Source organism: Shewanella algidipiscicola, from assembly GCF_900380485.1.
Classification (GTDB): Bacteria; Pseudomonadota; Gammaproteobacteria; order Enterobacterales; family Shewanellaceae; genus Shewanella; species Shewanella algidipiscicola.
Genome location: NZ_OXJV01000001.1, coordinates 488,204 through 514,234 on the forward strand (window position 1 = coordinate 488,204; position 26,031 = coordinate 514,234).

General features: G+C 48.9%; 25 protein-coding genes. 9 read left to right on the plus strand and 16 right to left on the minus strand.

Annotation, left to right across the window (positions count from 1 at the left end):
* The first annotated feature begins 219 nt into the window (after nt 1-219).
* Together lptF and lptG are read left to right on the plus strand one after the other, a co-directional pair.
* Nucleotides 220-1,332: an LPS export ABC transporter permease LptF gene (gene lptF, locus DN599_RS02170; protein WP_110456011.1), complete on the plus strand. Its 1,113-nt coding sequence runs from the start codon at nt 220-222 to the stop codon at nt 1,330-1,332.
* On the plus strand, nt 1,329-2,387 hold the full coding sequence (lptG, locus tag DN599_RS02175; RefSeq protein ID WP_110456012.1) for an LPS export ABC transporter permease LptG: 1,059 nt from the start codon (nt 1,329-1,331) through the stop codon (nt 2,385-2,387). Before lptF ends, lptG begins: the two co-directional genes overlap by 4 nt.
* 149 nt (nt 2,388-2,536) lie before the next feature.
* Here the strand turns inward: lptG and DN599_RS02180 are convergent, their stop codons facing one another.
* The 7 genes from DN599_RS02180 to DN599_RS02210 all read right to left on the minus strand — a co-directional run bounded on the left by DN599_RS02180 (nt 2,537) and on the right by DN599_RS02210 (nt 9,903).
* Complete coding sequence (locus tag DN599_RS02180) at nt 2,537-3,046, minus strand: RDD family protein (protein ID WP_110456013.1); 510 nt, start codon at nt 3,044-3,046, stop codon at nt 2,537-2,539.
* 56 nt (nt 3,047-3,102) lie between these two features.
* Complete coding sequence (locus tag DN599_RS02185) at nt 3,103-3,351, minus strand: DUF2960 domain-containing protein (RefSeq protein ID WP_110456014.1); 249 nt, start codon at nt 3,349-3,351, stop codon at nt 3,103-3,105.
* 54 nt (nt 3,352-3,405) lie between these two features.
* A complete protein-coding gene (locus tag DN599_RS02190; RefSeq protein WP_110456015.1) occupies nt 3,406-3,888 on the minus strand; it encodes a GNAT family N-acetyltransferase in 483 nt (160 codons plus the stop codon).
* A gap of 213 nt (nt 3,889-4,101) precedes the next feature.
* Nucleotides 4,102-5,580 carry a carboxypeptidase M32 gene (locus DN599_RS02195; protein WP_110456016.1) on the minus strand — a complete coding sequence of 493 codons (1,479 nt, stop codon included), beginning with the start codon at nt 5,578-5,580 and terminating at the stop codon, nt 4,102-4,104.
* Nucleotides 5,581-5,617: 37 nt separating this feature from the next.
* The gene (locus DN599_RS02200; protein ID WP_110456017.1) at nt 5,618-6,250 is read right to left on the minus strand and encodes a DUF2913 family protein; all 633 of its coding nucleotides are present in this window, start codon (nt 6,248-6,250) and stop codon (nt 5,618-5,620) included.
* A 253-nt stretch (nt 6,251-6,503) separates the two neighbouring features.
* Nucleotides 6,504-7,802: a DEAD/DEAH box helicase gene (locus DN599_RS02205; protein WP_110456018.1), complete on the minus strand. Its 1,299-nt coding sequence runs from the start codon at nt 7,800-7,802 to the stop codon at nt 6,504-6,506.
* Nucleotides 7,803-8,115: 313 nt separating this feature from the next.
* Nucleotides 8,116-9,903: an aminopeptidase P family protein gene (locus DN599_RS02210; protein ID WP_110456019.1), complete on the minus strand. Its 1,788-nt coding sequence runs from the start codon at nt 9,901-9,903 to the stop codon at nt 8,116-8,118.
* 177 nt (nt 9,904-10,080) lie between these two features.
* Between DN599_RS02210 and DN599_RS02215 the strand changes: the two genes are divergently transcribed.
* Nucleotides 10,081-11,268 (plus strand): MFS transporter, encoded by a 1,188-nt coding sequence (locus DN599_RS02215; RefSeq protein ID WP_110456020.1) that lies wholly within the window; start codon nt 10,081-10,083, stop codon nt 11,266-11,268.
* Nucleotides 11,269-11,537: 269 nt separating this feature from the next.
* A complete protein-coding gene (locus tag DN599_RS02220) occupies nt 11,538-12,761 on the plus strand; it encodes a M24 family metallopeptidase (RefSeq protein ID WP_110456021.1) in 1,224 nt (407 codons plus the stop codon).
* Nucleotides 12,762-13,091: 330 nt separating this feature from the next.
* On the opposite strand, the gene DN599_RS02230 is transcribed toward DN599_RS02220, so the two are convergent.
* From DN599_RS02230 to DN599_RS02240, 3 genes are all read right to left on the minus strand, one after another.
* On the minus strand, nt 13,092-13,565 hold the full coding sequence (locus tag DN599_RS02230) for a BamJ family beta-barrel-assembly machinery protein (RefSeq protein ID WP_110456023.1): 474 nt from the start codon (nt 13,563-13,565) through the stop codon (nt 13,092-13,094).
* 91 nt (nt 13,566-13,656) lie between these two features.
* Nucleotides 13,657-14,319, minus strand: a complete 663-nt coding sequence (locus DN599_RS02235; protein ID WP_110456024.1) for a cold shock and DUF1294 domain-containing protein — start codon at nt 14,317-14,319, stop codon at nt 13,657-13,659.
* A gap of 287 nt (nt 14,320-14,606) precedes the next feature.
* On the minus strand, nt 14,607-15,089 hold the full coding sequence (locus DN599_RS02240) for a hotdog fold domain-containing protein (RefSeq protein ID WP_110456025.1): 483 nt from the start codon (nt 15,087-15,089) through the stop codon (nt 14,607-14,609).
* Between the two features lie 211 nt (nt 15,090-15,300).
* Here DN599_RS02240 and DN599_RS02245 point away from each other — a divergent pair, with 211 nt between their 5' ends.
* On the plus strand, nt 15,301-16,218 hold the full coding sequence (locus DN599_RS02245) for a polyprenyl-phosphate transporter (protein ID WP_110456026.1): 918 nt from the start codon (nt 15,301-15,303) through the stop codon (nt 16,216-16,218).
* Nucleotides 16,219-16,276: 58 nt separating this feature from the next.
* The gene (locus DN599_RS02250; protein WP_162599135.1) at nt 16,277-16,420 is read left to right on the plus strand and encodes a hypothetical protein; all 144 of its coding nucleotides are present in this window, start codon (nt 16,277-16,279) and stop codon (nt 16,418-16,420) included.
* A 67-nt stretch (nt 16,421-16,487) separates the two neighbouring features.
* Here the strand turns inward: DN599_RS02250 and DN599_RS02255 are convergent, their stop codons facing one another.
* Nucleotides 16,488-16,832, minus strand: a complete 345-nt coding sequence (locus DN599_RS02255) for a DUF3634 family protein (protein WP_110456028.1) — start codon at nt 16,830-16,832, stop codon at nt 16,488-16,490.
* A gap of 262 nt (nt 16,833-17,094) precedes the next feature.
* On the opposite strand from DN599_RS02255, the gene DN599_RS18715 reads away from it, so the two are divergent.
* The gene (locus tag DN599_RS18715) at nt 17,095-17,271 is read left to right on the plus strand and encodes a hypothetical protein (protein WP_204165086.1); all 177 of its coding nucleotides are present in this window, start codon (nt 17,095-17,097) and stop codon (nt 17,269-17,271) included.
* A gap of 116 nt (nt 17,272-17,387) precedes the next feature.
* Here DN599_RS18715 and DN599_RS02260 read toward each other — a convergent pair whose 3' ends face one another.
* The 4 genes from DN599_RS02260 to aptA all read right to left on the minus strand — a co-directional run bounded on the left by DN599_RS02260 (nt 17,388) and on the right by aptA (nt 21,544).
* A complete protein-coding gene (locus DN599_RS02260; RefSeq protein WP_110456029.1) occupies nt 17,388-18,110 on the minus strand; it encodes a TorF family putative porin in 723 nt (240 codons plus the stop codon).
* Between the two features lie 122 nt (nt 18,111-18,232).
* Nucleotides 18,233-18,598 (minus strand): cupin domain-containing protein, encoded by a 366-nt coding sequence (locus DN599_RS02265; protein ID WP_110456030.1) that lies wholly within the window; start codon nt 18,596-18,598, stop codon nt 18,233-18,235.
* A gap of 70 nt (nt 18,599-18,668) precedes the next feature.
* On the minus strand, nt 18,669-20,159 hold the full coding sequence (locus DN599_RS02270; RefSeq protein ID WP_110456031.1) for a CoA-acylating methylmalonate-semialdehyde dehydrogenase: 1,491 nt from the start codon (nt 20,157-20,159) through the stop codon (nt 18,669-18,671).
* Between the two features lie 56 nt (nt 20,160-20,215).
* Nucleotides 20,216-21,544 carry an omega-aminotransferase AptA gene (gene aptA / locus DN599_RS02275; protein ID WP_110456032.1) on the minus strand — a complete coding sequence of 443 codons (1,329 nt, stop codon included), beginning with the start codon at nt 21,542-21,544 and terminating at the stop codon, nt 20,216-20,218.
* 250 nt (nt 21,545-21,794) lie between these two features.
* On the opposite strand from aptA, the gene DN599_RS02280 reads away from it, so the two are divergent.
* Together DN599_RS02280 and DN599_RS02285 are read left to right on the plus strand one after the other, a co-directional pair.
* A complete protein-coding gene (locus DN599_RS02280; RefSeq protein ID WP_110456033.1) occupies nt 21,795-23,291 on the plus strand; it encodes an aldehyde dehydrogenase in 1,497 nt (498 codons plus the stop codon).
* A gap of 270 nt (nt 23,292-23,561) precedes the next feature.
* Complete coding sequence (locus DN599_RS02285; protein ID WP_110456034.1) at nt 23,562-24,425, plus strand: sulfurtransferase; 864 nt, start codon at nt 23,562-23,564, stop codon at nt 24,423-24,425.
* A gap of 144 nt (nt 24,426-24,569) precedes the next feature.
* On the opposite strand, the gene DN599_RS02290 is transcribed toward DN599_RS02285, so the two are convergent.
* Nucleotides 24,570-25,877, minus strand: coding sequence for an NAD(P)/FAD-dependent oxidoreductase (locus DN599_RS02290; protein ID WP_110456035.1), 1,308 nt, complete (start codon nt 25,875-25,877; stop codon nt 24,570-24,572).
* Nucleotides 25,878-26,031: the final 154 nt, after the last annotated feature.

Here is a 26,031-nt window from a genome sequence, read left to right on the forward strand (position 1 = left end):
GCTCTCCTAGATTCTTAAAGACAAATTTTAATATTTATTAGATAATGTCTGCTTATGTCCAAATCGGTTCTAAAAAATGGTACACCACTGTTAATTTTATGGGTGTTCTTTTGCCATGTTTAGTTAAGGTTTGGTCACAAAACTACCAAAAGTAGACAGTCTACATGAAAAGTGGGCTGACACCAGCATAAATATAAGTTTAGGGACTGGATCCTGCCTGTGATTGTATTTAGATACTTGATTCGAGAAGTTTTAAAAGCGCAAATGGCGGTACTGCTAGTGTTGTTAGCTATTTTTGTTAGCCAACACTTTGTTCGCGTACTTGCCGATGCATCCGAAGGAGAGTTCCCAGCTTCCTTGGTCATGACCCTGCTTGGCCTTAATCTGCCTTATCTTGCCGTGCTGGTGGTGCCCTTAAGTCTGTTTCTTGGTATTTTGGTCGCGCATGGGCGGATGTACGCTGAAAGTGAAATGGTGGTGTTGCACGGGGTGGGGGTAAGCGAGTGGTATATCACTCGGGTTACCTTGTTGTTGGCATTAGCCAATATGCTATTTACGGGCATATTATCGATTTACGTGACGCCTTGGGCAGAAGAGGCGCAAAACCGCGTGTTAGAACATGCCCAGTCAGAAGCGGGTCTTGCGGCAATCACTCAGGGGCGCTTTCAAACCAGTCCTAATGGTCGGGCGGTTTTGTTCGTTGAACGTATTGGCCGAGACAATCAATTAGATAAAGTATTTGTGGCTCAATTGCCTGATCCAGAAGATGACTCTGGGCAGTCCAACATCGTCGTTGCCCAAGGCGGTAGCGTGGTAGAGGATGAAACTGGGGCACAAAGACTTAAGTTAAACGATGGCACTCAGTACCAAAATACCCCCAATCAGCTCGATTATCAGTTGGTTGAATTTACCGGGTACGAGATGCAGATTAAAGAGCAAGAGGTGGATCAGCGTAGGCGTAAGTTATCGGCTTTACCTATCGATCAGCTAATGGCAACCGAAGGGCCTGGCGCCGTCGCCGAGTTTCATTGGCGTTTAGCCATTCCGTTGGCGATCCCCTTTATGACCTTAATTGCGGTGCCCATGGCACGGGTAAATGTGCGTCAAGGTAAGTTTGCCAAGATGTTCCCGGCTATTTTGCTTTACTTAGGCTATTTTGGTTTGATGATTGCCGGACGTAAGGCATTAGAAGATGAGGTTATTCCAGCTTATTTAGGCATGTGGTGGATCCATGCCTCGGCGCTCTTCTTAGGCATACTGTTGCTGGGTAAGGAGCGACCATTTGGGGCCAAACTTGCCGGTCTTCTTAAAGGTAAGAAGGTGGGCGCATGAGAATTTTAGATTTCTATATCGCCCGCACGTTGATCACAACCTCGGCATTGTGCTTGCTGGTGCTTACCGGTTTATCGGGCATTATTAAGTGGGTCGATCAACTGCGTGTTGTGGGGCGCGGCAGTTATTCCATGGTGGATGCCGGCATTTACGTGCTGTTTTTGATCCCTCGTGATATTGAGATGTTTTTCCCGATGGCGGTGCTACTCGGGGCATTGATAGGCATGGGCATGCTGGCCTCTAATTCTGAATTAGTGGTGATGCAATCAGCAGGATTATCGCGATTTCAAATTACCTTATCGGCGATGAAAACTGCGGTGCCACTGATGCTAATTGTGATGGCATTGGGGGAATGGGGCGCACCAGTTGCCGAGCGTCATGCTAAAGAGCTGCAAGCGGTTAAGATTTCTGGCGGCAGTTTGTTTAAATCGAGCCGCGGGATCTGGGCCAAAGATGGCGATCTGTTTGTTAATATCGGCGAAATACAAAGTATTGATAGTTTGCGTAATATCGTGCTGTATGAGTTTGATGCCGAGCTACACCTAATACGCACTATTGCGGCGCAGCGTGGAGTCTATTCGGGCGACCATTGGCGCCTTTTAGATGTGCGCCAAACGACGCTTAATCAAGATCGAGTCACTTCTACCAATTTAACCCTTTATCGCTGGGAGTCTACGCTCACGCCAGATAAGCTTAGTGTGGTGTCGGTGAAACCCGAAGGGTTGTCTATCGAAGGTTTGGTGGATTATCTGGACTACTTAAAGATCAACAACCAAGACTCCGGCCGTTATGAACTGGCGTTATGGCGCAAAGTGATGCAGCCGGTGACGGTTGCTGTGATGATGTTGGTGGCGCTATCATTTGTGTTTGGGCCGCTACGCACTGTGACTATGGGCGCTAGGGTATTGCTAGGCGTGATTGCCGGTTTTAGTTTTTATATCTGTAATGAGATATTTGGCCCCATGACCTTAGTGTATGGTTTACCGCCTATCCTTGGAGCCATTACGCCGCCGCTGATCTTCAGTAGCTTGGCAATTTACTACATTCGTAAATAGCCTTGAGGCTAGTTTGAAGGCAGGGAAGCTATTAGTGCTTCAAGGCTGAAAGGCTTTAAAGCTGTTGTTAGAAACTTAAAAGCTAGTGCTCTGTAGCTAGCACAAAAAAGGACCATTAAATGGTCCTTTTTTGACGCTGGCGTTTAGGGTTAGACCCCACGCCAATTACGCAGTTGGTTGGCTTCTTTAGACAGTACTACCACCTCTGAGCGGGTCATCATATCTTGCAGCGCGAGCTTGTCGCCATTGATTAAAATCCACAAATTACCTATGCCGAGCAGTGACCAGACTAAACGCGCCGCCGCGGTGATCATACTCAAGCTTTGGCCGTTAGGGTGCTGGATCTTAAGACGCCAAGCGCGCATGCCAAGGGTTTGGCCGCCATAACTCCAAAATAGGATATAAAACAGACCGACACATAAGGCGATCCACAGCTGATATAGTCCCTTGTAAAGCGGTGTGCCATTGAGCAGATCTGAGACATGTTCAAAGCCATTCATCGCCAAGAGTCCCGACGAGCTTAATGCGGTAAAGACGCCAAAGCCGATGGCGCCTGCGATCATATATACCGCCACGGCCAGTAATAAGTCATAAACGATGGCCCCGAGGCGGCGAAAAAATCCCGCTCGAGGAAAGTTAGCGTGTTCACTATTGGACATTAGAGTTCCTACATTTACAGGTTAACTAGGGCTGTTATGCTGCAATGAAAGTCGGATTATTCGACTTCATCGCGAATAAAGTGAATCTTGGTAAAGCCAAAGCGCTCAAACTCTTTTAAGCGATAATCTTTTACGGCTTGTGAACCTTTAGAGGTCATCGCCACTTGGGCTTCCATCGCATGATAACGGGTTAAATCGACGCCTTCGGCGGCGGCTACCGCTTCATACATGTCGTTGTACTTGTCGTAAACGAAGTTGATCTCTTTGTACTGCTTGTTAAAGGTGTAACCGACTCTACGGGCCATATTGCTCTCTTAAATATGTAATTAACTAATTTTTCATCGACTTACAGACCCAGCTCAGGCTAATGGATACACCATATAGCAGGCATCAGCTGGGTAGCCGTCGAGGGATTTGTCGATTATACGCGATTTAAAGCCTAATCGTTGCCAATATGTGTGGGCACCGCCCACAGCCACCAAAGAGATACTGGTCACATTGTGCTGTTTGGCATTATCGATTAAGCGCTTAAACACCTGCTCACCCGCCCCTAAGCCTCTGGCCTTGGATGATAAGGCGATGTCATGCAGATACAGGGTATCGCAGTGGCTAGGTTGGCTTACTACCTGCTCTAATGTTGGCGGCTGATCCAATTGCCAAGGATGGGCGAGGCAATAGCCAATCAATTGCCCGTTACGCTCGATGGCGTAGCAAGAGTCTGGTGACAGTTGTACCTTACTGTGTAGCGCCTGTTGTGATTCGGGTTCGATATTGGGGTAGCACTCATCTTGGATCTGCAATATCGCGGGCCAGTCAGCGGTGTGAATAGGACGGATAATCATGGCGGTGTGCTCTATGAATGGGTATCTTTTAATGGATTATTGCTAACGATGGTCTCACAGCTGGCTAGGCTAATCAATTTGGGCATTACCCGCCCCATGATGGCAAGTATAAGGTGATCACGGGGCGGTTTATCTGGATGCCATTACTCTAGGCAAATCACCTTAGGCAAACAAGCTTAGGCAAACAAGCTTAGGTAAATTACGCTGTGCACATTAGAGATAGCGAGTCATTAAATGCTGCTTAAAGTGCGCAGGGTTTAGTGTCTCGCCAGTAGCGGCGATGACTAACTCATCGGTTGTCAGTAATGCGCCCTTTGACCAAATGTTGTCCTGTAACCATTGGGTCACTAATGTCAGCTCGCCCGCGGCAATTAATGCATCGATACTGCCAATTTGGTTTTGCATGCTGGCGCTAAACTGGGCTGCATACATGGCGCCTAAGCTATAGCTTGGGAAGTAACCCAGTTCACCCACTGGCCAGTGAATATCTTGCATACAGCCGTTGCGGTAATCCCCTTGGGTGGATAGGCCTAAGAGTGATTGCATCGATGCGTCCCAAAATTCGGGCAGATCGGCTACCGTTAAACGCCCCTCAATCAGGCCTTTTTCCACCTCATAGCGCAACATGATATGGCAGGGATAAGTGACCTCATCGGCATCGACGCGAATGCGCCCCGGTGAGACTCGAGTGAGCCAATGTTGTAGCTCAAGTTCACTGATCTGGCAGCCTAAATGGTGATTAATGCGTTGCTGTAATAGCGGCAATATGCCCGTGCCGCGCGCCATCTGCATCTCAAAAAATAGACTTTGGCTTTCATGTATCGCCATGGAGCGTGCATTACCTGCGGGCTGGCCGCGCCACTCAAGGGGTAAGCCTTGCTCGTATCTGGCGTGGCCTGTTTCATGGATAGTGCTAAAGAGTGCAGTTAAAAAGTCATGCTTATCGTAGCGGGTAGTGATGCGCACATCGCCCGGAACCCCGCCTGAAAAGGGGTGGCTGCTGGTATCGAGTCGGCCCTGCTTAAAGTCAAACCCCAGTAAGGTCATCACATCTAGATTGAGCGCTTTTTGCTGGGCGATTGTCGCGTGCGGCAGCGCCTTGGTTGGCCACGCTTGCTGCTTGGCCTGTACCTGCTGGATGAGCGAGGGTAGCCAGGTTTTGAGGTCGCCAAACACGCGATCAATTTGCGCCATAGTGGTACCGGGCTCAAATTTATTCAGCAGTGCATCGTAGGGGGCAAGCTGCTGCGCCTCACCTAAGATCTGCGCCTCTTCTCGCACCAAGGCGATAACGGCTTCTAAATTTGGTTTGAACCCTTGCCAGTCGTTTTGTTGTCGCTGGGCGCGCCAGGCATGTTCACAAGCATAGGTTAATTGCGTTTTCGTCTGTACCAACTTGCCCGGCAGTGCGGTCGCTTGCAGCTGCTGATAGCGCATTTCACGCAGGTTAGCCTGTTGCGCGGCAGATAAAGGCTCGTCGGCCGCGTGGGCCAAGTGTTCCGCTAGGCTGGGGGCGGTTTTTAATGCATGAATGTGCAAGGCTAATTGCGCCATCGCTTCACCCCGCGCCTGACTGCCGCCCGCTGGCATCATGGTGGCTTGATCCCAGTCACCAAGGGCTTGTAAGTGCTCAAAATGATAGATGGTTTTAAACTGCTGGCACAGGGCATGGTAGTGTGATCTTGATGTCATGGGCTGTCTCGTTAGCTGGCTATCGGGGTTATTTGAGTTATTTGACGAGCAGGGCAAGCGCCGGCTGTCGATTATTAGGATAGAGCTTATAGGCCTTATGATGCTTAATTAAGCTGGCTTTTTTATTACCAGCGCTGAGCAACAATTGATGCTCGGCGGCTAGCTTAGCTAGCGTTTGTTCATCACTGCGCACATAAAGGGTAATAGGTTGTAGTAATTTACCCTCGGCAATATGTTGCTCATATTGCTCCACAGAGATGATTAAGCTGTTGCGGCCATCGCTGTAGAGCTTGAGTTTGCCACTGACTTCGCAATCCACAATCACTAACCAGTCATCCTCGTTGAGAGAGTCGAGCATAGTTTGCAGCGATGCCCCAATGGTGTGGTTGTCCATCGCTGCGCGGTATTGCTGGTCGATACGAGCCAGTAACCCCGGCAGATTAGCTGCGGCGCCCATGCTACGTCCGTCGCGGATCCAGTGATTTAGATCGTCAGCCACCAGTTTTGAAAAACGGCGCTCCTTTAGCGACTGCGCCATCCAACTGCAGATAAAGTGACTCTCGGCCGCGGCGGTCTTAAGGGCGTTGGGGCTGTCGGCGCGTGCTGCCAACGCGGCCAGTCCTGCTTGCGCTAATTCAACGAGGGCTTGATTATAGGTTTGCTCTGTCATGGTTTCTCCGAGCACAAAAAAATCGGGCAATTTGCCCGCAGAGTATACCTTAAGCTGTGGCTAACTCCCTATAGGTATGCCGCAGTGAGCAAAGGAGAGTAAGCAGCCTTGCGTTAAGGCTTGTTCGCAATAGAGAACGGTGCACATCTTCGCAGGAGCCCATGGTTGCGATGCATCATTAAGCGCAGCGCACAAAAAAGGCACTGTTAAGTGCCTTAATTGTTTGGTCAATAATTTTGTGACCGTACGTCGATTATTTTTGCTTCTTAATTTTAGCGTTAGAAGAGTTCTTCAACTTGACTCGGCGAGCCCCTAAATTTTTCTCGGCGACAACTTGGGCACCGACATTGTCGCTGCGTTGTTGTTTCTTGGCGAAACTGCGACGCTTCTGCAGCTGTTTAATCAGCAGCTCACGACTGCCCACTTCGTAGCCCGGAATAGTGATGCGGCGGATCTTAGTGCCGATCAACTTTTCGATATCGGCTAAGGTGCGCTCCTCTTCACGGCTTACCAAAGAGATGGCGACGCCGCTACGACCGGCACGGCCTGTACGGCCAATACGATGCACATAGTCTTCGGCGAGGAAGGGCAGATCATAGTTAACCACATATTCCAGCGCTGGGATGTCTAAGCCACGAGCGGCCACTTCGGTCGCAACCAATGCACGTACCTTGCCCTCTTTAAATTCGCGCAGCGCACGACGGCGATTGCCTTGGGCTTTTTCGCTGTGGACCACGGCCGCAGGAATGCCGTCAAGGTTAAGCTCTTTCACTAAGGTGTCGGCCGCTTCACGGGTGGCGGTAAACACTAACACCTGTTGCCAGTTTTTCTTACCGATAAGCTCAGACAGTAACTCACGCTTGCGGCGTTGCTCTACCGGATAAACCACTTGGCTGACGGTTACCGCTGTGGTGTTTTGTTTGTCCACGCTGATAAGCTTTGGTTTAACCAACATTTCGTTAGCCAGTTGCTTAACGGCATTAGAGAAGGTCGCCGAGAACAACAGGTTTTGACGCTTGCTGTTTACTGCTTGTAAGATTTTTTGAATGTCGCTGATAAAGCCCATATCCAACATACGGTCGGCTTCATCGAGTACCAAAAATTCCACATTCGACAGGCTCAAGTTACAGGCTTGGATATGCTCGAGTAAGCGCCCGGGCGTGGCGACAATAATGTCGGCCCCTTTTTTCAGCTTTTGCGCTTGGGTATCCATCTTGACGCCGCCATAAATGGTCAGCACAGAGATAGGCAGATAGCGGCTGTACTCTTTGATATTGTCAGCCACTTGAGCCGCGAGCTCTCGGGTGGGCGCTAAAATTAAGGCGCGGGTGTTTGAGCGTTGGGTTTCGCTTGGCTTATCAACCATCTTTTGCAGTATCGGCAACGCGAAGGCCGCCGTTTTACCGGTACCCGTTTGCGCGCTGGCAAGTACATCTTGACCACGGCGAATAGCCGGAATCGCTTGCTGCTGAATAGGCGTCATTTTTTGATAGCCACAATCGGAGATAGCACGCACAATCTCTGGAGCAAAACTAAAAGATTCAAATCTCATTGGGGTATCCTGTTTTTACCTATTCAACATATCGACAATATAACAATTTAGTTTGGTCTGTTTAATCAGTAGAGAACGCATCGCTAGATTAATGACCGACGCCAAATGGCGGCCGCGGAGTATAGCAAAATTTTTGGTTAAAACCTGCACTTTTATTGTATTGGAGCAAGTGCGTTTAATAAAGTTCGAGCCTTGGATGTAATGCGAGGTAAGCCTTGAGTGAGTTTTTATCAGTAGAAATAAAAACAGCACCTAGATTCGGTGCCGTTTATCGATATTTTTTACAGAAAAGTGGTCATCACTTTAACGTAGCTTAAATCGCTTCGGTTGCTTGTAATAGCCAAGCTAGCGCGTCACCTTGCATCAATGGCGATAAGGTGTCACGCACTCGTTGATGGTAATCATTAAGCCAAGTGAGCTCCTGAGTTGTCAGCAACGGGCGCTCAACTAGGCGCGTATCAATGGGGATTAAGGTGAGCGCATCAAACTCATACATCTCTCTTTCAGCCCCAGCCAATGCTGGGCATGGACGAATGGCGACTAAGTTTTCGATGCGAATACCAAACGCATCGGCGCGGTAATATCCCGGCTCATTGGACAGTACCATGCCGGGTAATAAAGCCACATTGTTGCTGTTTTTGCCTATTCGCTGTGGCCCCTCGTGCACACTTAAGAAGTGGCCGACACCATGGCCGGTGCCATGATCATAATCGAAGCCGTGCTGCCAGAGGTATTGGCGCGCAAAGCCATCGAGCTGTTGCCCAGTGGTGCCTTTAGGGAAGCGCGCTTGATCGAGTGCGATATGTCCTTTAAGCACTAAGGTGAACATTTTACGCTGCTCATCGGTGACATCACCGATGGCGATAGTACGAGTCACATCTGTGGTGCCATCGAGGTATTGCGCGCCAGAGTCGACCAGATAGAGGCTGTTCATGGTCATCATTGCGGGCGTGCCATTGTTATGGTTGTAATGGCACATGGCCGCATTCGCGCCTGCGGCCGAAATGGTATCGAAACTCGGCTCGCGATAGCGCGGGTCGGTTAGGCGAAAGCTTTCCAATTTATCGGCCAGTTGGCCTTCATCATAGAGACGTTTGGCGGCCACTTCCTTGTCTAACCACGCTAAAAATTGGCTGACGGCCACACCATCACGGATATGGCTGGCGGTCATGCCGGCTAATTCTGCTGGATTTTTCTGCGCCTTAGGTAAGGCGACTGGATCGTTACCGGCGATAAGTTTAGCGCCATGTTGCTTGGCAACCAGTTGCATCCAAGCGTTGGTGTTGTTGGGGTCAGCCAATAGCTTAACACCATTAAGTTGGCTCAACGCCGTCTCTAATTCGCTTTCAGCGTTAAAGCTGACGCCTGCGCCTACGTGTTCGCTGATGCCCGCGGGCAGTTTATTGATGTCGGTAAACAACATCATATCGCCATTGGCATGCAGCAAAGCGGTGCCTAGAACCACAGGTAGACGCGGCACATCGCGGCCACGAATATTCAGCAACCAGCAAAATGAGTCCAGTGCGGCGATAAGCGCCGCATCGGCGCCGGCTTGTTTAATCAATTGGCCAATGTGGGTGCGTTTATCGTGGCTGCTGGCTCCGGCGCTTTGTTGATCAAATAAAATGATCTCATGGGTCGATGCCGCAGGGCGATGATGCCAATGCTTGTCGATAGGGTTGTCGCTGACACAGACCAGCTCAATGCCTGCGCGTTCGAGCTGGGTCTTGGCATCTTGATACCAACTCAGTGAATGCAAGCGAGCATCGACGCCGACCTTAGAACCACTCGGCAGCTGTGTTATTAACCAGGGGATCTGCGGCGTGTCGGTGAGGCTTTGATATTGAAACAGCGTCTCATCGACTTGTTGCTTAACTTGCACTGTGTAACGGCCATCGACAAAGATGGCGGCGTGCTCTTTTAGCACGATAGCCATACCAGCAGAGCCGGTGAAATGGGTTAACCAGTGTAAACGTTCGTTGCGTTCTGGCACATATTCGCCGAGGTATTCATCGGCTCGAGGGACGATAAAAGCATCGATATTAGCGGTTGTCATCTCGGCGCGCACGGCGCTAAGGCGTTCTGCAATCGGTTGGGTCATTACGGCTCCTGTTATTACCACAATCCTGTGGCGTCGGGCTTTAAGTGCAAGGATTATCGCAGTTGCTGGCGTGGGTTGGAAGTGCCGTTAAGGATTTGTACTAGATTGCAACGGCCATACTGGTTTATCTTGTATTGATAATAATGACAATAAGATAACTGAGCAGGAAGTAAGCTAATGCCAAGAAATGTATGGGTATTAACCCTAGCGCAGGCGTTCGCCATGAGCGCCACGCCGATGATGATGTTGCTAGGGGGCTTAATTGGTGTCGAGTTGGCCCCAAGCGCCGCATTAGCGACGCTCCCCATCGCCATGATGGTGATAGGCGTAGCGTTATCTGTGATCCCGGTGAGCCGCTTGATGCGCCGTTTTGGGCGTAAAACAGTGTTTATTTCTGGGGCATTGTTAGGCGCCTGCGCCGGTGTCGTTGCAACGATTGCCACACAGTTGCATTGGTTTGGCTTATTCTGTGTGAGCGGTTTTATGCTGGGCGCTGCCGGGGCCGTGGTGCAGCAGTATCGATTTGCGGCGATGGAGTCGGTGGCGGCCATTGATGGGGCTAAAGCCGCATCGCGGGTATTGGTCGGCGGGCTGGTGGCGGCGTTTTTTGGCCCCGAATTAGCAGTATTAGGATCTGAACTGATAAGCCAGCCTTATGTGGGCGCTTTTATCTTTTTAACCTTAGTGTGCCTAATCGCTGCGGTGATATTAAGCTTTTATGAAAACGTCGATGAGCCTATGGGGCGTCAGGTGGTTAAGCGCGGCGACGGTCGAGACTTAAAGCAGATCTTGTTGCAACCCCAGATTTGGACCGCCATCGGTGCGGCCACCATAGGTTATGGCATGATGAGTTTTATCATGACCGCGACACCACTGCATATGCACCATGTTGAGCACCATTCGTTAGCCGATACTAAATGGGTTATTCAAAGTCACATCATTGCGATGTATTTCCCCTCGTTATTCAGTGGTTATTTAATGTCAAAATTTGGTCCCAAGCCTATGATGCTGGTGGGGCTTGCCGCTTATGGGATCACCATTGTGGTGGCCTTGTTGGGGCATGATCTGCTCAATTATTGGGTAGCCTTGGTGTTACTCGGGGTAGGTTGGAACTTTCTCTTTGTTGGCGGTACGGTATTGCTACCGCAGTTTTATCATAGTGATGAGCGTTTTAAGGTGCAGTCATTTAACGATGCCTTTGTCTTTAGCGCCCAAGCGGTGGCGTCACTCAGCGCTGGCTGGGTGTTACATAATATGGGCTGGGAAGTGATGCTTGTGACCTGCATTCCGCTGATCGCCATGCATTTGTTGTTGATGGCGTGGGGGCGAATAACGGTAAGCAAAGAGCAAAAGCTTGAATCATAGCTTGAGTCTTAACGCGCTTATCGTGTTAATCGCAAGTGTTAAGCCACAGTCGTTATTATAGGGACTGCGGCTTTTTATCTAACCTAGGTTAACAATGGGCCACTCTTTTATTGCTTATTGCGGTAAGTGGGTCAACGGCGGGGCGCGGTTTGCCATTTAATCGCGGCCAAATTTTTGTATACTTTATGCCAAATAATTATCCCTTCATTTAATCAGATGAGTGGTGCTAACCGGTCTCAGGATAGCGCCGATGCATCAAAGGTAGTGTAATGACAATAACGACGACAAACGGTATAGGTGGTTCAACGCCAGCACAGGAGTTAGCCAAGCTTGTTGATATGACTCAAGGGGTTGAAGCAATAGGCCACGCTGAATATCAGGCGAGAATTGCCAAGGCGCAAGCATTAATGCAAGCGCAGGGGATAGATGCCATCTACCTTAATGCGGGGACTAATCTGTATTATTTTACCGGCACGCGCTGGTATGCCAGCGAGCGTATGGTGGGGGCCATCTTACCGGCTAACGGTGCGCTGCAATATATCGCGCCGGCATTTGAATTATCGACCTTACTCGGCTTTATGGTGATTGAAGGTGAGGTCAATACTTGGCATGAAGATGAGAGCCCTTATGCCTTGTGCGCTAAGGTGTTAGCGCAGATGGGCGTGGCGCAAGGTAAGGTAGGTATCGATGAGTCGGCGGCCTTTTTTATCTTTGACGGTATACGTCAAGTGGCGCCGCATCTTGAGTATGTCAATGCCAAAACCATTACCGCGGATTGTCGCATGATCAAATCGGCTCAGGAGTTAGCCCTGCTGCAACGGGCTAAAGAGATGACCTTAGCGGTGCACCAAGCGGCGGCGCGTATCTTATATGAAGGGATCACGGTAGCCGAGGTAGAAGCCTTTATCAACGACGCACATAAGGCGGTCGGCATTGCTGCTGGCTCTTATTTTTGTATTGTACTTTTTGGTGAAGACACCGCTTACCCCCATGGGGTGAAATCGCCTAAGGCGTTAGCATTAAATGACACTGTGCTTATCGATACTGGTTGCCAGTTACATGGGTATAATTCAGACATTACTCGCACCTATGTGTTTGGCACGCCAAGTGCGCGCCAGCGACAGTTATGGCAGTTAGAGCAAGAGGCTCAGCTTGCGGCATTTGATGCGGCTCAAATTGGTGCAACCTGTGCAAGTGTCGATCGCGCCGCGCGTGATGTGCTGGAGGCCGCAGGTTTTGGCCCAGGATATGACGTGCCAGGATTGCCTCATCGTACGGGTCACGGTGTTGGACTCGATATCCATGAGTGGCCCTATTTGGTATTAAACGATCACACACCACTGGCGGCCGGAATGTGCTTTAGTAATGAGCCTATGCTGTGTGTGCCGGGTGAGTTTGGTGTGCGGCATGAAGATCACTTTTACATGACAGAGCAGGGCCCGGTATGGTTTACCGAGCCTGCTCACTCAATCGATAACCCATTTGGGTACTAGGGCCTGTTGATCTTTTAAGGTTGTTTTTGCAGCGAATTGCTGGGTATTTATACAAGGCAGAAGCTTTGTGGTGTAGTTGTTCTACATAAAAAGCTGAGAACGCAGTAGAAATACCCAACAAACACTGCCCGAAGGGGTCGGCTAAAAACGTTTTACTCTTTGTTAAGTGAATTTTGCTTAGATGACTAGGCTGCAATCCACTCGCCTGAATTAAAACGTTTTTGTCTCGAACAAAATTCAACCAGCAAAGATCAACAGGCCCTAATGATTAATGCATAAAAAAACGCGCCTTGGGGCGCGTTTTTTGTTGAGCGAGCGACATTCTTGCTGCTAGTTGTCGATACTGATGAGTTCAACATCAAAAATTAGCACCGAGCCGCCTACAATTTTACCCGTTGAGCGGTTGCCATAGGCGAGTGTGCTTGGGATAAAGAAACGATACTTATCGCCAACACTCATCAATTGTACTCCTTCGGTCCACCCTTTAATCACCCGATTAAGCGGGAAAGCGATGGGCTCACCGCGCTCAACTGAGCTGTCAAAGACAGTGCCGTCGATTAAGGTGCCATGGTAATGCACCGTCACGGTATCGCTGGCTTTGGGATGGGCGTTACCCTCTCCTTTAGCCAGTACCTGATATTGCAGGCCTGATAAGGTCTCAACCACACCCGGTTGGTTTTTATTGTCGGCTAAAAATTGCCGGCCAATTTCGATATTTTCTTTGGCCGCTTTTTGGTTGTTCATACTGGTGTAGAAATAGAACAGCACACCTGCGATAACGACAACCGCTAATAATACTCTCATAGTCAATGCTTCTAGTGAACCCTGGCGCCATGATAACCAATCTCTTGGGCTAAATATAGTTATCTCATTGGGGTAAGCTATTGAAAAAGGGTTACCTTAGCCATTGCTTGAGCATGGCTTGGCCGTTATCTGTTACCAGCCAGATGAGCAAGGTGCTGTTTAATAGCACCATTAACCATAAGCCAAGGCGAAAGGTGACTTTTTTAGATTTGTGCCTCAATGAATGTTGTCCGAGCAGTGCTCCAGGCCAGCCGCCAATGAGTGATAAGAGCTGTAAACTATTTTCTTTGATGCGCCACTGACCAGTTTGCGCCGCCTGTTTATCTTGGGCGTAAGCAAGGTAGGTGATTAAGCTGGCAAGGAGATAATAGAGTATTAAGCCTATGGGTAAGCGTTGCATTAGGCTGGCAAGGAAGAGGCCGATAAACAAGGCGCTGATCAGCAGTAACCTAACCCCAAGTTGGCCGCTAACGCCTGAGTTTGCCTTGCGCTTATGGTGTTTGGCTTTGGTGTTAACCTTGCCTCTGCGCTGATACACGGGCGCGCCCTTATCATTGACGATGAGAGCGCAGCTGCGCCCCTGCTTGTCTTTTGATGTCTGGTAATGCAGCTTTACACCGAGTTTGGGCGCTGTTGTCTGCGGCCCTAAGCTACTGATATGTACAAACAGTCGTTCGCTGCCATTGTCAGGTTGAATAAAGCCATAACCCTTGTCGTTATTCCAATTAACGAGTGTGCCTGTTAGTGGTTTCAATGGGGATACCTACATCCTGTATGGGGAGATGGGGCTATGAGTGCTCAAGGTGTATCAGCTCAATAATGAATATCTGGTTAATCCTTGGGAGCAGAGCAATCAGTCGCCTGTATATGGGTTAATCTACTGATAGCGTGCGATTATATCGCGATAACCAACCCGTCGCCATGGTCAGGGTTGGCATCTCTAGTGAGGGCCGCGGGCGCGTGCGCAAGGTGAGTCGTTAGATTATCTGGCCTTGTGGTGATTAATGCGCACCGTGACATAATTACTTTTTTAACAACAGCTTAAGCTGATGATTTGGCTGGTTTGGCCGAGATCCACAGTTTGATATGCCCTTTAACAACGACAACATCATGTTGATCATAAGCGGTTACGGGCACTAATAGATCGCCCTCTACCCATTGCTCGGGTTGTACCACAGCTTCGCAGCGGATATCACTGCCCGCCTTTGCGGTATAGTCGACACTCATCCCCTTGGGGATCCACCTTAAGTGCGCCGGAATAGAGGCCTCTGCCATCACACCCATGGCCATTTCTAAGCCATTACAGATAGCGATAACATGCACGGTCTGAATATGATTGTGCACCGCCTTACGTTTTTTGATCAGGCATTGGCAGTAATTGGGGCGTAACTCGGTGATCAACGGGCGTATCGTGCCAAAATAGGGGGCCATGCGCGCCACCATGATGGAGAAAATCTTATTGCCAAGGGGAAGTTTGGTCAGTCTGTGGTAGAGGCGCATAACTTTGGTGGGTTTCTGTTTCATTATGAGTGTCTATGATGATATTTATCTGGTCTGATGAGTGACTAGATTAGCCTAATCACAATTAGTTAACAATAGGGGCACTGTAGCGCGCGACAGTGACGACAGAGATGAATGAAGCAAAGTTCATTTCCACTTGCATCGAGAGCATGGGTATAATCCCCTCATTAGAGGCTCAGAGCCTAAGCGATAATCATTAACATAAGGATTTTGAGTGAAATACCTGCTGACTTATTTAAAGGGCATGGCGATGGGCGCCGCCGATGTGGTGCCGGGCGTTTCGGGTGGCACGATTGCATTTATTACCGGGATTTTAGACACCTTACTAGAGAGTATCCGTCGCATTAACCCTAATCTGATTAAGTTAGTTCGTCAGCAGGGAATTAAGGCCGCATTTGACCATATCAATGGCCCATTTTTACTAGCGGTGTTTGGTGGTATTTTGACCAGCATCTTCACCTTGGCTAAATTGATCACCTATCTTTTGGTGGCTCATCCAATTCCTGTGTGGTCATTTTTCTTTGGTCTGATCATTATCTCTGTGGTGCATATGTTAAAGCAGGTGCAAGGCTTTAGTCTGGTGCGTTTAGCCTTGTTTGCGATTGGCGCTGTATTTGCGTGGGGCATCACCATGCTCAACCCTATCGTGATGGAGATGACCTACTTAAATATCTTTATTGGTGGTTGTATTGCGATTTGTGCCATGCTTTTACCGGGGATCTCCGGCAGCTTTATTTTGCTCTTACTGGGCCTGTATACCTCGGTGCTGAGCGCGGCAAAAAATATCGATGTGGCAGTGTTGGCGACTTTTGCGGCGGGCTGTATTGTTGGTTTGCTGTCATTTAGTCATCTCTTATCGGCATTACTGCGCAAGTATCATGACGCCACATTGATTTTTTTGACCGGTTTGATGCTGGGCACCTTAGGTAAAATTTGGCCATGGAAACAAGTACTGACGTGGCGCACTAACTCCCATGGTGAGCAAGTTCCACTGTTAGAACAAAACCTATCCCCTATGCAGTTTGAGGTCATTACCGGCCAACCGTCACAGTTAATTTGGGCGCTTGTCGCCATGTGCGCAGGGATCGCTTTGGTCTGGGCGCTAGAGTACTTTGCTGGACGGAAACGTTGAGATGAAACATCAGCCATTAACCACTGTAATCTTAATGTTGCTCTCGGTAGGACTACTTATGTTAACTGCTTGCATAAGCCCTATCAATGTTGAAGTTGAACAGGATGCTAATGACGGGCCTGTCGAGATACAGGATCCTATGGCGACAGATAATCAGCGGATCATCGATGAGGCGCGTCGTGATGGTCGGCTGTACCAATAATAGGCTTTCCCCCCTAACTAGCCCTAACGCTCAAGGTTAACTTGAGCATTAGGCAAGCCTTGCTTGATTAACCTGCTTGGCGTGATTTGTCGATGGTTTTTTTATCATAGTATTCGAATGGAAATACATTGCGAATACGCTGGGTAATGCTATCGCCCACATTGGCTGAGACATGCAAGCGAACCTCGCCGGCTTTTTCTGCACGCACCACACAGGTGAGTTTTTCTGCCTTGGCGATCGCCTTACATTCACGCAGAAACTTTTCGGGGATTTTGCCTTTGTGTTCGGTCATGCGTCCCTGTTTAAAATGCATCTCAAACAGAGTAAGTCCTTTCTTACCACTAAAAATAAGCTTATATATCAATATTAAACCGACAAGAATAAAGATAACTTTGAGTACTGTCGCTGTCATGCTAGCTCCTTTTTGCACTTTTTAATCAAGATACTCCCGCTGGCGGCTTTTTCATAGCGCTGCAGATCAACTTTTTAAAAGATGACTATACTTATTTTTGACCTGCTGGCACCAGTGGCTTTTAGTGGCCAACACCAATAGGTTAAGACGTCACTAAGGCCGGTACCTGAGAGGTCTGTACTACAATGTTATCGCATCTGTAGTGGTGTTAGCTAAATGGGTGATCATCAGGGATCGATTTATATCAGTTAAGGATGACATTATGCAGCTTTCTAATGCACGCCGCTGGGCGCGTTTATGTGAACAACAAGCTGAATTGGTTGAGCGTTTATCTACGACTTTTCCAGAGCGAAAACAAAATCATGAGCAACTAGGGCAGGAGTGGCGCTTACTGGCCGATAAGATCCGTAATGGTGAAAGCCCTAAATTAACCGACTAGTGTCGGCTTATGTTAAATGCGTTACAGGTAAATGTATTGAGTGATAGTTAAAAACCGCCAAATGGCGGTTTTTTGATGGGCAATGAGTGCTCTGCACTTCATATCAGGTTAAGTGCTTAAAAAGCGTAACTTGCCGAGACTAAGAAAGTGCTGTCATTACGGAAGCTGCCTTCATCAAATTGGTACTCGCTATCGATATCGTTATCTAACCAAGCGGCAGATAAGCCGATGCCAGCAAGCTCTGTTGAGACACCAATTGAGTAGTCGACATATTTACCCATATCATCATCAGGGGCATCGCCAAAGTTGTAGCCTACATGCAGGTCTAGGCTCCAGTTGTCGGCAAATTCCCAACCGTAGTTTAGCTCAGTGTAGTGATAATCTAAGTCGCTCCCACCATAGTCATTAGTATACCAATAGGCTGCATGGAAGTTGGCAAAATAGAAGCCGACAGCGCCTTCAAGGTAATCTTGCGAGACATCATCACCTGGGTAGGTGTAGTAAAGCAAAGTTACGTCATATTCGACTTCTTCACCAATGGCTCCCGCGTAGCCTGCATAGAGATCGACCTCTATGTCGGCACCATTACCATCTTCTGGATCATCAAAGTCGACATTACTGCCCCAAGCGCCAACGAAGAAGCCACTGTCCATGCTGTAATCGATACTAGCTTGTATGGCAAAATCGCCAGCCGATTGTGACACGCCACGAAAGCGGTAGTCGTTAGTGACACTGACTTCGCCAGATACTTCAGCTTGCGCTAATGGTGAGAGTAAGGTTGCGGCTAAGGTCAAACCTGCCACTTGGGCAATCCGTTTCTTATTAAATTTTTTATGCACGGTAATATCTCCATTTCACTTTGTTGACATCGGTATTATTAAACGAGTAAAAATACCAAATTTAGCCAAACAACAGCTGCAATTGCTGAGACAGCATGGCGATTACTCACAATCGAACTCAGTTACTTCGGTTCAAAGATGACGTAAATTTTTCTACATTGTTCAATTACTTTCCACACTCCGGCGAAGCCTGCTGGGATCACAAAGCGATCGCCTTTTGTCACGGTAATGCTATTGCCTAAGCTGTCGGTGATCTGGCTGCTTCCCGCTAAAATTTCGCAATATTCGTGCTCAGTGTAATTGACCTTCCAGCTGCCTTTTTCGCCTTGCCATACACCAGTGTGAAACTGATCGCATGGGCTGGAATAATGGTTTTCGAGCTGTTGTTTTGGGTCACCAGAGATCACTTTCTCTTTGGCCACCTCATAGTGCTCAATCTTTGCAGTATGCTGAGCTAAGTTAACGATGGCATCGACTTGTGTTGTCATTACATCTCCAATGGTTAAACATATACAGGTGCAGTGAGAACTTCACCTGTTTTTTAATCGTTTTATAGGTTTATTTCATTGTCGGCATAACAAACTCAGCCTGCGCCTCTTTCGGTTTAGGCCAGCGAGCGGTGATCGCTTTGCGCTTGGTGTAAAAACGTACGCCATCGGGGCCATGCATGTGCAGTGGTCCAAATAAAGAACGCTTCCAGCCGCCAAAACTGTGGAACGCCATTGGCACAGGGATAGGCACATTGACACCGACCATTCCCACTTGAACGTGATGACAGAAGTGGCGCGCCGCTTCGCCGCTTTGGGTAAAGATGGCGGTGCCGTTACCAAATTCATGCTCGTTGATCAGCTGAAGGGCTTGGGCATAATCTTTAACGCGTACAATTGCCAGTACTGGGCCAAAGATCTCCTCTTTATATATGGTCATTTCTGGTGTGACGTGGTCAAACAGGCAGCCTCCAAGGAAATAACCCTGCTGGTGATCGGCAACGCTCAATTGACGGCCATCGGCAAGCAGTGTCGCGCCTTCGGCCACGCCGATATCAACATAACTGCGAACCTTGTCAAGATGCTGCGCCGACACGAGCGGCCCCATATCCATATCCGTTTCTAGGCCATTACCCACTCGTAACGCCTTAATTTGCGGTAGCAGTTTGTCGACTAATGCATCACCGGCATCACCTACAGCGAGTACCACCGAAATGGCCATGCAGCGCTCTCCTGCAGACCCGTAAGCCGCGCCCATCAATGCGCTTACGGCTTGGTCAAGATCGGCGTCTGGCATCAGTAACATGTGATTTTTAGCGCCGCCTAATGCTTGGACGCGCTTGCCATGTTTCGAGGCGGTTTCATAGATGTATTGCGCTATAGGGGTCGAGCCTACAAAACTCACTGCCTGAACATCTTGGTGGGTTAACAGGGTATCGACCGCCTCTTTATCGCCATTGACGACATTAAATACGCCATCAGGTAAACCCGCTTCGCTAAGCAGTTCGGCCATGCGCATCACTGAGCTAGGATCTTTTTCTGACGGCTTCATGATAAAGGTGTTACCTGCGGCGATGGCGATAGGGAACATCCACATGGGCACCATAACAGGGAAGTTAAAGGGCGCAATACCGGCCACCACACCTAAGGATTGATTCAATGTCCATGCATCGACGCCACCACCCACTTGCTCGGTATGCTCGCCTTTTAAAAGGTGGGGGATACCACAGGCAAATTCGACCACTTCCAAACCACGGATGATTTCGCCCCTGGCGTCATCGAGTACTTTGCCGTGTTCGCGGGTGATCATCGCCGCGAGTTCATCCATGTTGGCTTCGACTAAGGCTTTAAACTTAAATAAGATGCGTGAGCGATTCAGCGGCGTCATCTGTGACCAAGGGCCATGGGCTTTCTTCGCCAGCTCAATGGCGCCGGCCACTTCTGCAGCGCTGGCTAAAGAGACACTGGCTCTTTGTTCGCCGGTGGCGGGTTCAAATACGGCGCTTGAACGCTCACTCTGGTTGCTGTGCTGTCCGTTGATGTAATGGTTTATCTGTTGCATAACACTGGTATTCCTAAAAATGGTATATAAAGATGGATTCGATGGACGCTGGCCGACTAGCCCACCGCAGTGATGGCATCACTGAGCGTATTGACCATGTGGTCTATTTGCTGTTTATCGACAATCAGTGGCGGTGATAGGGCGATGATATCGCCGGTCGCTCTGACTAAGGTGCCGTTATTAAAGCAGGTCTCAAAAATGCCAAAGCCGCGTTTGCCTATGCCTTTTTCGCTTGGGCTAAATTGCAGGCCTGCGACTAGGCCGGTATTACGAATGTCGATAAGGTTGGGCAGCCCTTTTAAGCTATGCACCGCCTGTTCAAAATAATCTTCAAGTGAGCGCGAGCGGGCAAAGAGTTGCTCTTCTTGATAAATATCGAGCGTGGCTAATGCTGCTGCCGCGGCCACTGGATGGCCTGAATAGGTGTAGCCATGGAACAGCTCAATGGCGCCTTCGGGGGCATCCATGCTGGCATCATAAATCGCATCATCAATCAGCACTGCGCCCATGGGAATGGTGCCATTATTGAGTGCTTTTGCCGTGGTGATCATGTCGGGTTTGACATCCCAGCGCTGGCTCGCAAATGCATCACCTACGCGGCCAAAACCTGTGATCACTTCATCAAAAATTAATAAGATGCCATGCTTTTTAGTGATTTCACGTAGCCGCTTAAGGTAACCCTGTGGCGGTAAAATCACCCCAGCAGAGCCTGACATAGGCTCGACAATCACAGCCGCGATATTTTCAGCACCATGCAAGGCAACCAATTGCTCTAGCACATCGGCTTTTTCTGCTCCGGTTTCGGGTAGCCCTTTGCAAAAGGCATTGGTGTTGATGTCTAAGGTGTGAGGCAGGTGATCGACCCCTTGGAGTAACTGCTGGCTAAAGGTGCGGCGGTTACCGCCGATGCCGCCGACCGAAATCCCACCAAAGCCGACGCCATGGTAGCCCAACTCACGTCCGATAAAGCGGGTGCGAGTGGCTTCACCTCGGGCGCGATGATAATTGAGGGCAATCTTCAATGCCGTATCGACTGACTCAGAACCTGAGTTAGTAAAGAACACTTTATTGATGCCAGCGGGCGCGATGTCGGCAAGGCGCTCGGCTAGTTGGAATGCCAGAGGATGGCCCATCTGAAACGAGGGGGCGTAATCCATTTCGTGGATCTGTTTACTCACCGCCTCAGAAATGGCCTTGCGGCCATGTCCTGCGTTGCAACACCACAGGCCTGCAGTACCATCGAGCACTGCACGGCCGTGCACATCGGTGTAATACATACCTTCTGCTTGAGCGAGTAGTCGCGGGCTCTGTTTAAACTGTCTGTTAGCGGTAAATGGCATCCAATAGTGGTCGAGTGTTTGCCCTGTCTTATTATCGTGTTCCATATCATCTACCTTGATTCGGTTTATTTGTTGTTTTTTTGAGTGGTCGATATTTGCTATGCTATGTCAGAAATAATGAACATGAAAGTGATTTGTGCGTTATTTGTAGCAAAAAATATCTTTTTGTAAAAAATATTGAAATTTTATTAACGAAAGGCGTAATCTAGGCAGCCAGACGCGTAGCTATTTTTAATAGCGCGCTGCAAGTTGATTGCAAACGTTATGATGATTTATCACCCGCTAAGAGGTCAGAATGAGTACTCCCCAAAGTCGAGAACAGTGGCAGCAGATGGCAGATTCGCTATCAATTAATGGTCAGGCATTTATCAATGGCGAATATTGCGCTGCGGTGTCTGGTGAGACATTTGATTGTATTAGCCCTATTGATGGCAAGGTGTTGGCGCAAGTGGCCTGTTGCGATCTTGCCGATGCCGATATTGCCGTGGCAAGTAGTAGAGCCGTGTTTGAACGCGGTGATTGGTCACAGATGGCGCCCGTTAAACGTAAGCAGGTAATGATTCGTTTTGCCTCACTGCTTGAGCAACATCAAGATGAATTAGCCTTATTAGAAACCTTAGATATGGGGAAGCCTATTCGCTATTCCACCTGCGTGGATGTTGCTGGTGCTGCTAGAGCGCTGCGATGGTCGGGAGAGGCGGTTGATAAAATTTACGATGAAATTGCGCCAACGGCTCATAACGAAATAGGCATGATCACCCGCGAAGCCGTGGGCGTTGTCGCGGCCATTGTGCCGTGGAATTTTCCGTTGTTAATGGCCTGCTGGAAACTCGGCCCTGCGCTGGCAACCGGTAACAGTGTGGTATTAAAACCATCAGAAAAATCGCCGTTAACCGCTATTCGTGTGGCACAGCTAGCCATCGAGGCCGGGATCCCTAAGGGGGTGCTCAATGTGTTACCAGGGTTCGGGCACACTGTGGGTAAGGCATTAGCCTTGCATATGGATGTTGATACCTTAGTGTTTACAGGCTCAACTAAAATAGCTAAGCAATTAATGATTTATGCTGGCGAGTCTAATATGAAGCGAGTCTGGTTAGAGGCGGGGGGCAAGAGTCCCAATATCGTCTTTAACGATGCGCCTAATTTGCAAGAAGCGGCCATTGCCGCAGCATCGGCCATTGCATTTAATCAGGGTGAGGTGTGCACCGCTGGCTCTCGTTTGCTGGTGGAAGCTGGGGTTAAGGATGAGTTGATAGGCTTGATCGCCGCCGAGATGCAAGCATGGCAACCGGGTCATCCTCTCGATCCTGACACCACTTGTGGCGCGGTTGTTGACCAGCAGCAGCTCGATAACGTATTGGCCTATATCCGCTCAGGTGTTGCCGAGGGGGCAAGCTTAGTGCAAGGCGGCGAGCAGGTGATGGCTGAGTCGGGTGGTGTGTATGTGGCTCCAACCATCTTTGCCAATGTGAACAATCAGATGACCATCGCTAAAGAGGAGATCTTTGGTCCTGTGTTGTCTGTGATAAGTTTTGAGGGCATGGATGACGCCATTCGTATCGCCAATGACACTATCTATGGACTGGCTGCTGGCGTATGGACGAGCGATATCAGCAAGGCGCATAAAACTGCCAAGGCACTGCGCAGTGGCATGGTTTGGATTAACCATTACGATGGCGGTGATATGACGGCGCCATTTGGTGGCTATAAACAGTCGGGCAATGGTCGTGACAAGTCGCTGCATGCCTTTGATAAATACACTGAAATCAAGGCCACTTGGATTGCGCTTTAAGTCAAAGGCCTTAAAGTAGCACCGCCTGTCGCCCAGTTACTCGCTAAGCGTTGCTGGCGATAACCCCGTAACCGCACGCTATCATTATGCATAGTGTGCGGTTTTTTATGGGGAGCATTTACATCCCACTAGGCAGGGGCGCAGATTGTATAGCTACAGTTGATACCGAGATTGTTATCGGTATTTTTTTGCTTGTACCGAGCTAGGTTATTCGTATATGTTGCCAAACAATCATGATTTTTCAATTGGCACAGCCAGTTTGGAGTCACAATGCAATACCCTTTAGTTAGCACTGCATGGCTTGAAGCCAATCTATTTGAAGCAGATGTCATTATTCTCGACGCCAGTATGGATAACGTCATAGGCAAGACGCCTATTGTTTATGATAAATTTATCGCCATACCTAGGGCGCAGAAAATCGATTTAGAAACAGTTTTTTGCGATACCAGCGCTACACAAGTGCATGCCATGCCTAGTGTCGAACAGTTTAATCAAGGTATTGGCAATTTCGGTATCGACAGTGATAGCACTGTGGTTATTTATGATAATCAAGGTATTTATTCATCACCACGTGCCTGGTGGATGTTTAAAGTGATGGGGTTTGAGCGTGTGTTTGTGCTCGATGGTGGCTTATCGCAGTGGCTGCTTGAGGGGCGCACCACGGCCGATCAGTATCTCCAACACCAGCGTCAAGGTCACTTCAAGGGCCAATATCAAGCGGGCTTAGTATGCGATATGGCATATGTATTGGCGCGATTTGATGCCGACGATGCACACGTGTTTGATGCCCGCGCCGCCTCGCGTTTTAATGGTGAAGTGGCAGAACCTCGCCCCAATGTGCGCCGTGGTCATATTCCAGGTTCGATTAATCTGCCGTTTAGCGAGGTGCTTGATGGGCATAAATTACAAGCAACGCCAGTGTTACAAGCGTTATTTGCTCAACAGGACGGTGGTGATAATATCGAGCGGATATTTACTTGTGGCTCAGGCATTACAGCTTGTATATTGATTTTGGCCGCTGTGGCATCGGGCTGCAGTAAAACGCTGCTTTATGATGGATCTTGGAGCGAATGGGGCCGTCATCATCACTTGCCCATTAGCCCCTGTGAACCTGGTGTTTCACCCGATGCTTAACCGCTTCTCTTATTAATTGAAGTCGTCGTTAAGCCGTCGCAATAAGAGTCGTAAACCTCAATTTAACAATCATAAAAAAGGAGCTCATAGCTCCTTTTGGCGATTGTATTAAATTGCATTTCAGCTAGCGAAAATCGTTATCGATTAAAACAGATCTTTAAATCTATGGTAGAGCATACCGGCTGCCAGCATGGGCGATCTAAAGGTCGGCCCACCAGGAAAAGTCATATGCTGCACCTTATCAAAAATATCAAAGCGCTCAGCCTGAGCCGTCAGTGCTTCACTGATGAGCTTGGCCGCCATATGGGTGGCGTTAACCCCATGGCCCGCATAGGCTTGCGCATAGAGAATATTGGGACAGTCGGGTAGGCGTCCTATTTGCGGTAAACGATTAGCGCCAATGCCTATCATCCCTCCCCATTCGTAGTCAATTTTGACCCCTTTTAACTGCGGAAAGACCTTTTCTAAGTTGGGGCGCAGTGCGGCATTGATGTCTTTAGGATCTTTACCCGAATAGGTGCACAGGCCGCCAAATAGTAAGCGATTATCTTGTGATAAATGAAAGTAATCTAAGTCGATACGCAGATCGGCAAAGGCCATATTTTTGGGGATTATCTCGTCACACTGGGCCTGAGTCAGGGGCTCTGTCGCCAGCAAGTAACTGCCTGCAGGTAGTACTTTACCGCCGACATAACTTTCGAGTTCATGGCCAATATAGGCATTGCCTGCCAGCACCACATATTGGCAATCCACTTGTCCCTGCTCGGTGATGACGGTCGGGCGTTGGCCCTTGATAATTTTTGTGGCGGCGCTGTATTCAAACATCTGCACCCCTAAAGCACGAGCCACCCGAGCTTCGCCTAACGCAAGATTGAGTGGATGCAGGTGGCCACTGTTCATGTCAACCAATGCGCCGCTATAACAGTCGGAGCCAATCACCTCTTTGATTTGGTGCTTGTGTAGCAAGGTAAATCCTTCACCGCGCCCTTGAGCAACCATCTCTTGGTAATCCGCTTCAAGCTCTGTCATATGACGAGGTTTGATGGCGAGATCGCAGTAACCCATCTGTAGGTTACAGTCGATATTATGTTGTTTAATACGGTTTTTGACTATGTCGACGGCTTCAAACCCCATCTCATGGATCGCCTGTACCCCCTCGGCTCCTATCTCATTGCGAAACTGCTCCACATTATGGCCTATGCCGCGAATAAGCTCACCGCCATTTCGCCCCGATGCCCCCCATCCAATGCGTTTGGCTTCAAGCAAGGCCACGCTAAAGCCCTTTTGAGCCAGCTCAATAGCAGTGTTGATACCGCTAAAGCCACCGCCGATAATGCAGACATCTACTTTGATGTGTTCGGTCAGTTTAGGTTGTGGCTCTAATGCGTTAGCCGTGGCGAAGTAGTAGGACTGGGGGTAATGATCACTGTGGATAGGCGGCTTACTGGGCATTTTGGCTCCTAAATCGGGTTTTATTGTTGTTATTCGACTTAATCTACCCGACGAGTAGTGTACTTTTAGCCTTCGGGTTAGTTATAATTCACACTTGTTGATTATATTTAACATGCTTTTTTGTTTGATACAAACTAGTATGACAAATTGTTTT

Bases quoted from the DNA above. Each gene is read 5' to 3' on its own strand.
- DN599_RS02195 (WP_110456016.1), bottom strand. From the start codon at position 5,580: ATGACATCAAGATCACACTACCATGCCCTGTGCCAGCAGTTTAAAACC.
- DN599_RS02280 (WP_110456033.1), top strand. From the start codon at position 21,795: ATGAGTACTCCCCAAAGTCGAGAACAGTGGCAGCAGATGGCAGATTCG.
- DN599_RS02185 (WP_110456014.1), bottom strand. From the start codon at position 3,351: ATGGCCCGTAGAGTCGGTTACACCTTTAACAAGCAGTACAAAGAGATC.
- DN599_RS02240 (WP_110456025.1), bottom strand. From the start codon at position 15,089: ATGAAACAGAAACCCACCAAAGTTATGCGCCTCTACCACAGACTGACC.
- DN599_RS02215 (WP_110456020.1), top strand. From the start codon at position 10,081: ATGCCAAGAAATGTATGGGTATTAACCCTAGCGCAGGCGTTCGCCATG.
- lptG (WP_110456012.1), top strand. From the start codon at position 1,329: ATGAGAATTTTAGATTTCTATATCGCCCGCACGTTGATCACAACCTCG.
- DN599_RS02255 (WP_110456028.1), bottom strand. From the start codon at position 16,832: ATGACAGCGACAGTACTCAAAGTTATCTTTATTCTTGTCGGTTTAATA.
- DN599_RS18715 (WP_204165086.1), top strand. From the start codon at position 17,095: ATGCAGCTTTCTAATGCACGCCGCTGGGCGCGTTTATGTGAACAACAA.
- DN599_RS02180 (WP_110456013.1), bottom strand. From the start codon at position 3,046: ATGTCCAATAGTGAACACGCTAACTTTCCTCGAGCGGGATTTTTTCGC.
- DN599_RS02220 (WP_110456021.1), top strand. From the start codon at position 11,538: ATGACAATAACGACGACAAACGGTATAGGTGGTTCAACGCCAGCACAG.
- DN599_RS02270 (WP_110456031.1), bottom strand. From the start codon at position 20,159: ATGCAACAGATAAACCATTACATCAACGGACAGCACAGCAACCAGAGT.
- DN599_RS02285 (WP_110456034.1), top strand. From the start codon at position 23,562: ATGCAATACCCTTTAGTTAGCACTGCATGGCTTGAAGCCAATCTATTT.
- DN599_RS02200 (WP_110456017.1), bottom strand. From the start codon at position 6,250: ATGACAGAGCAAACCTATAATCAAGCCCTCGTTGAATTAGCGCAAGCA.
- DN599_RS02265 (WP_110456030.1), bottom strand. From the start codon at position 18,598: ATGACAACACAAGTCGATGCCATCGTTAACTTAGCTCAGCATACTGCA.
- aptA (WP_110456032.1), bottom strand. From the start codon at position 21,544: ATGGAACACGATAATAAGACAGGGCAAACACTCGACCACTATTGGATG.
- DN599_RS02230 (WP_110456023.1), bottom strand. From the start codon at position 13,565: ATGAGAGTATTATTAGCGGTTGTCGTTATCGCAGGTGTGCTGTTCTAT.
- DN599_RS02205 (WP_110456018.1), bottom strand. From the start codon at position 7,802: ATGAGATTTGAATCTTTTAGTTTTGCTCCAGAGATTGTGCGTGCTATC.
- DN599_RS02290 (WP_110456035.1), bottom strand. From the start codon at position 25,877: ATGCCCAGTAAGCCGCCTATCCACAGTGATCATTACCCCCAGTCCTAC.
- DN599_RS02250 (WP_162599135.1), top strand. From the start codon at position 16,277: ATGTTAACTGCTTGCATAAGCCCTATCAATGTTGAAGTTGAACAGGAT.
- DN599_RS02210 (WP_110456019.1), bottom strand. From the start codon at position 9,903: ATGACCCAACCGATTGCAGAACGCCTTAGCGCCGTGCGCGCCGAGATG.
- DN599_RS02190 (WP_110456015.1), bottom strand. From the start codon at position 3,888: ATGATTATCCGTCCTATTCACACCGCTGACTGGCCCGCGATATTGCAG.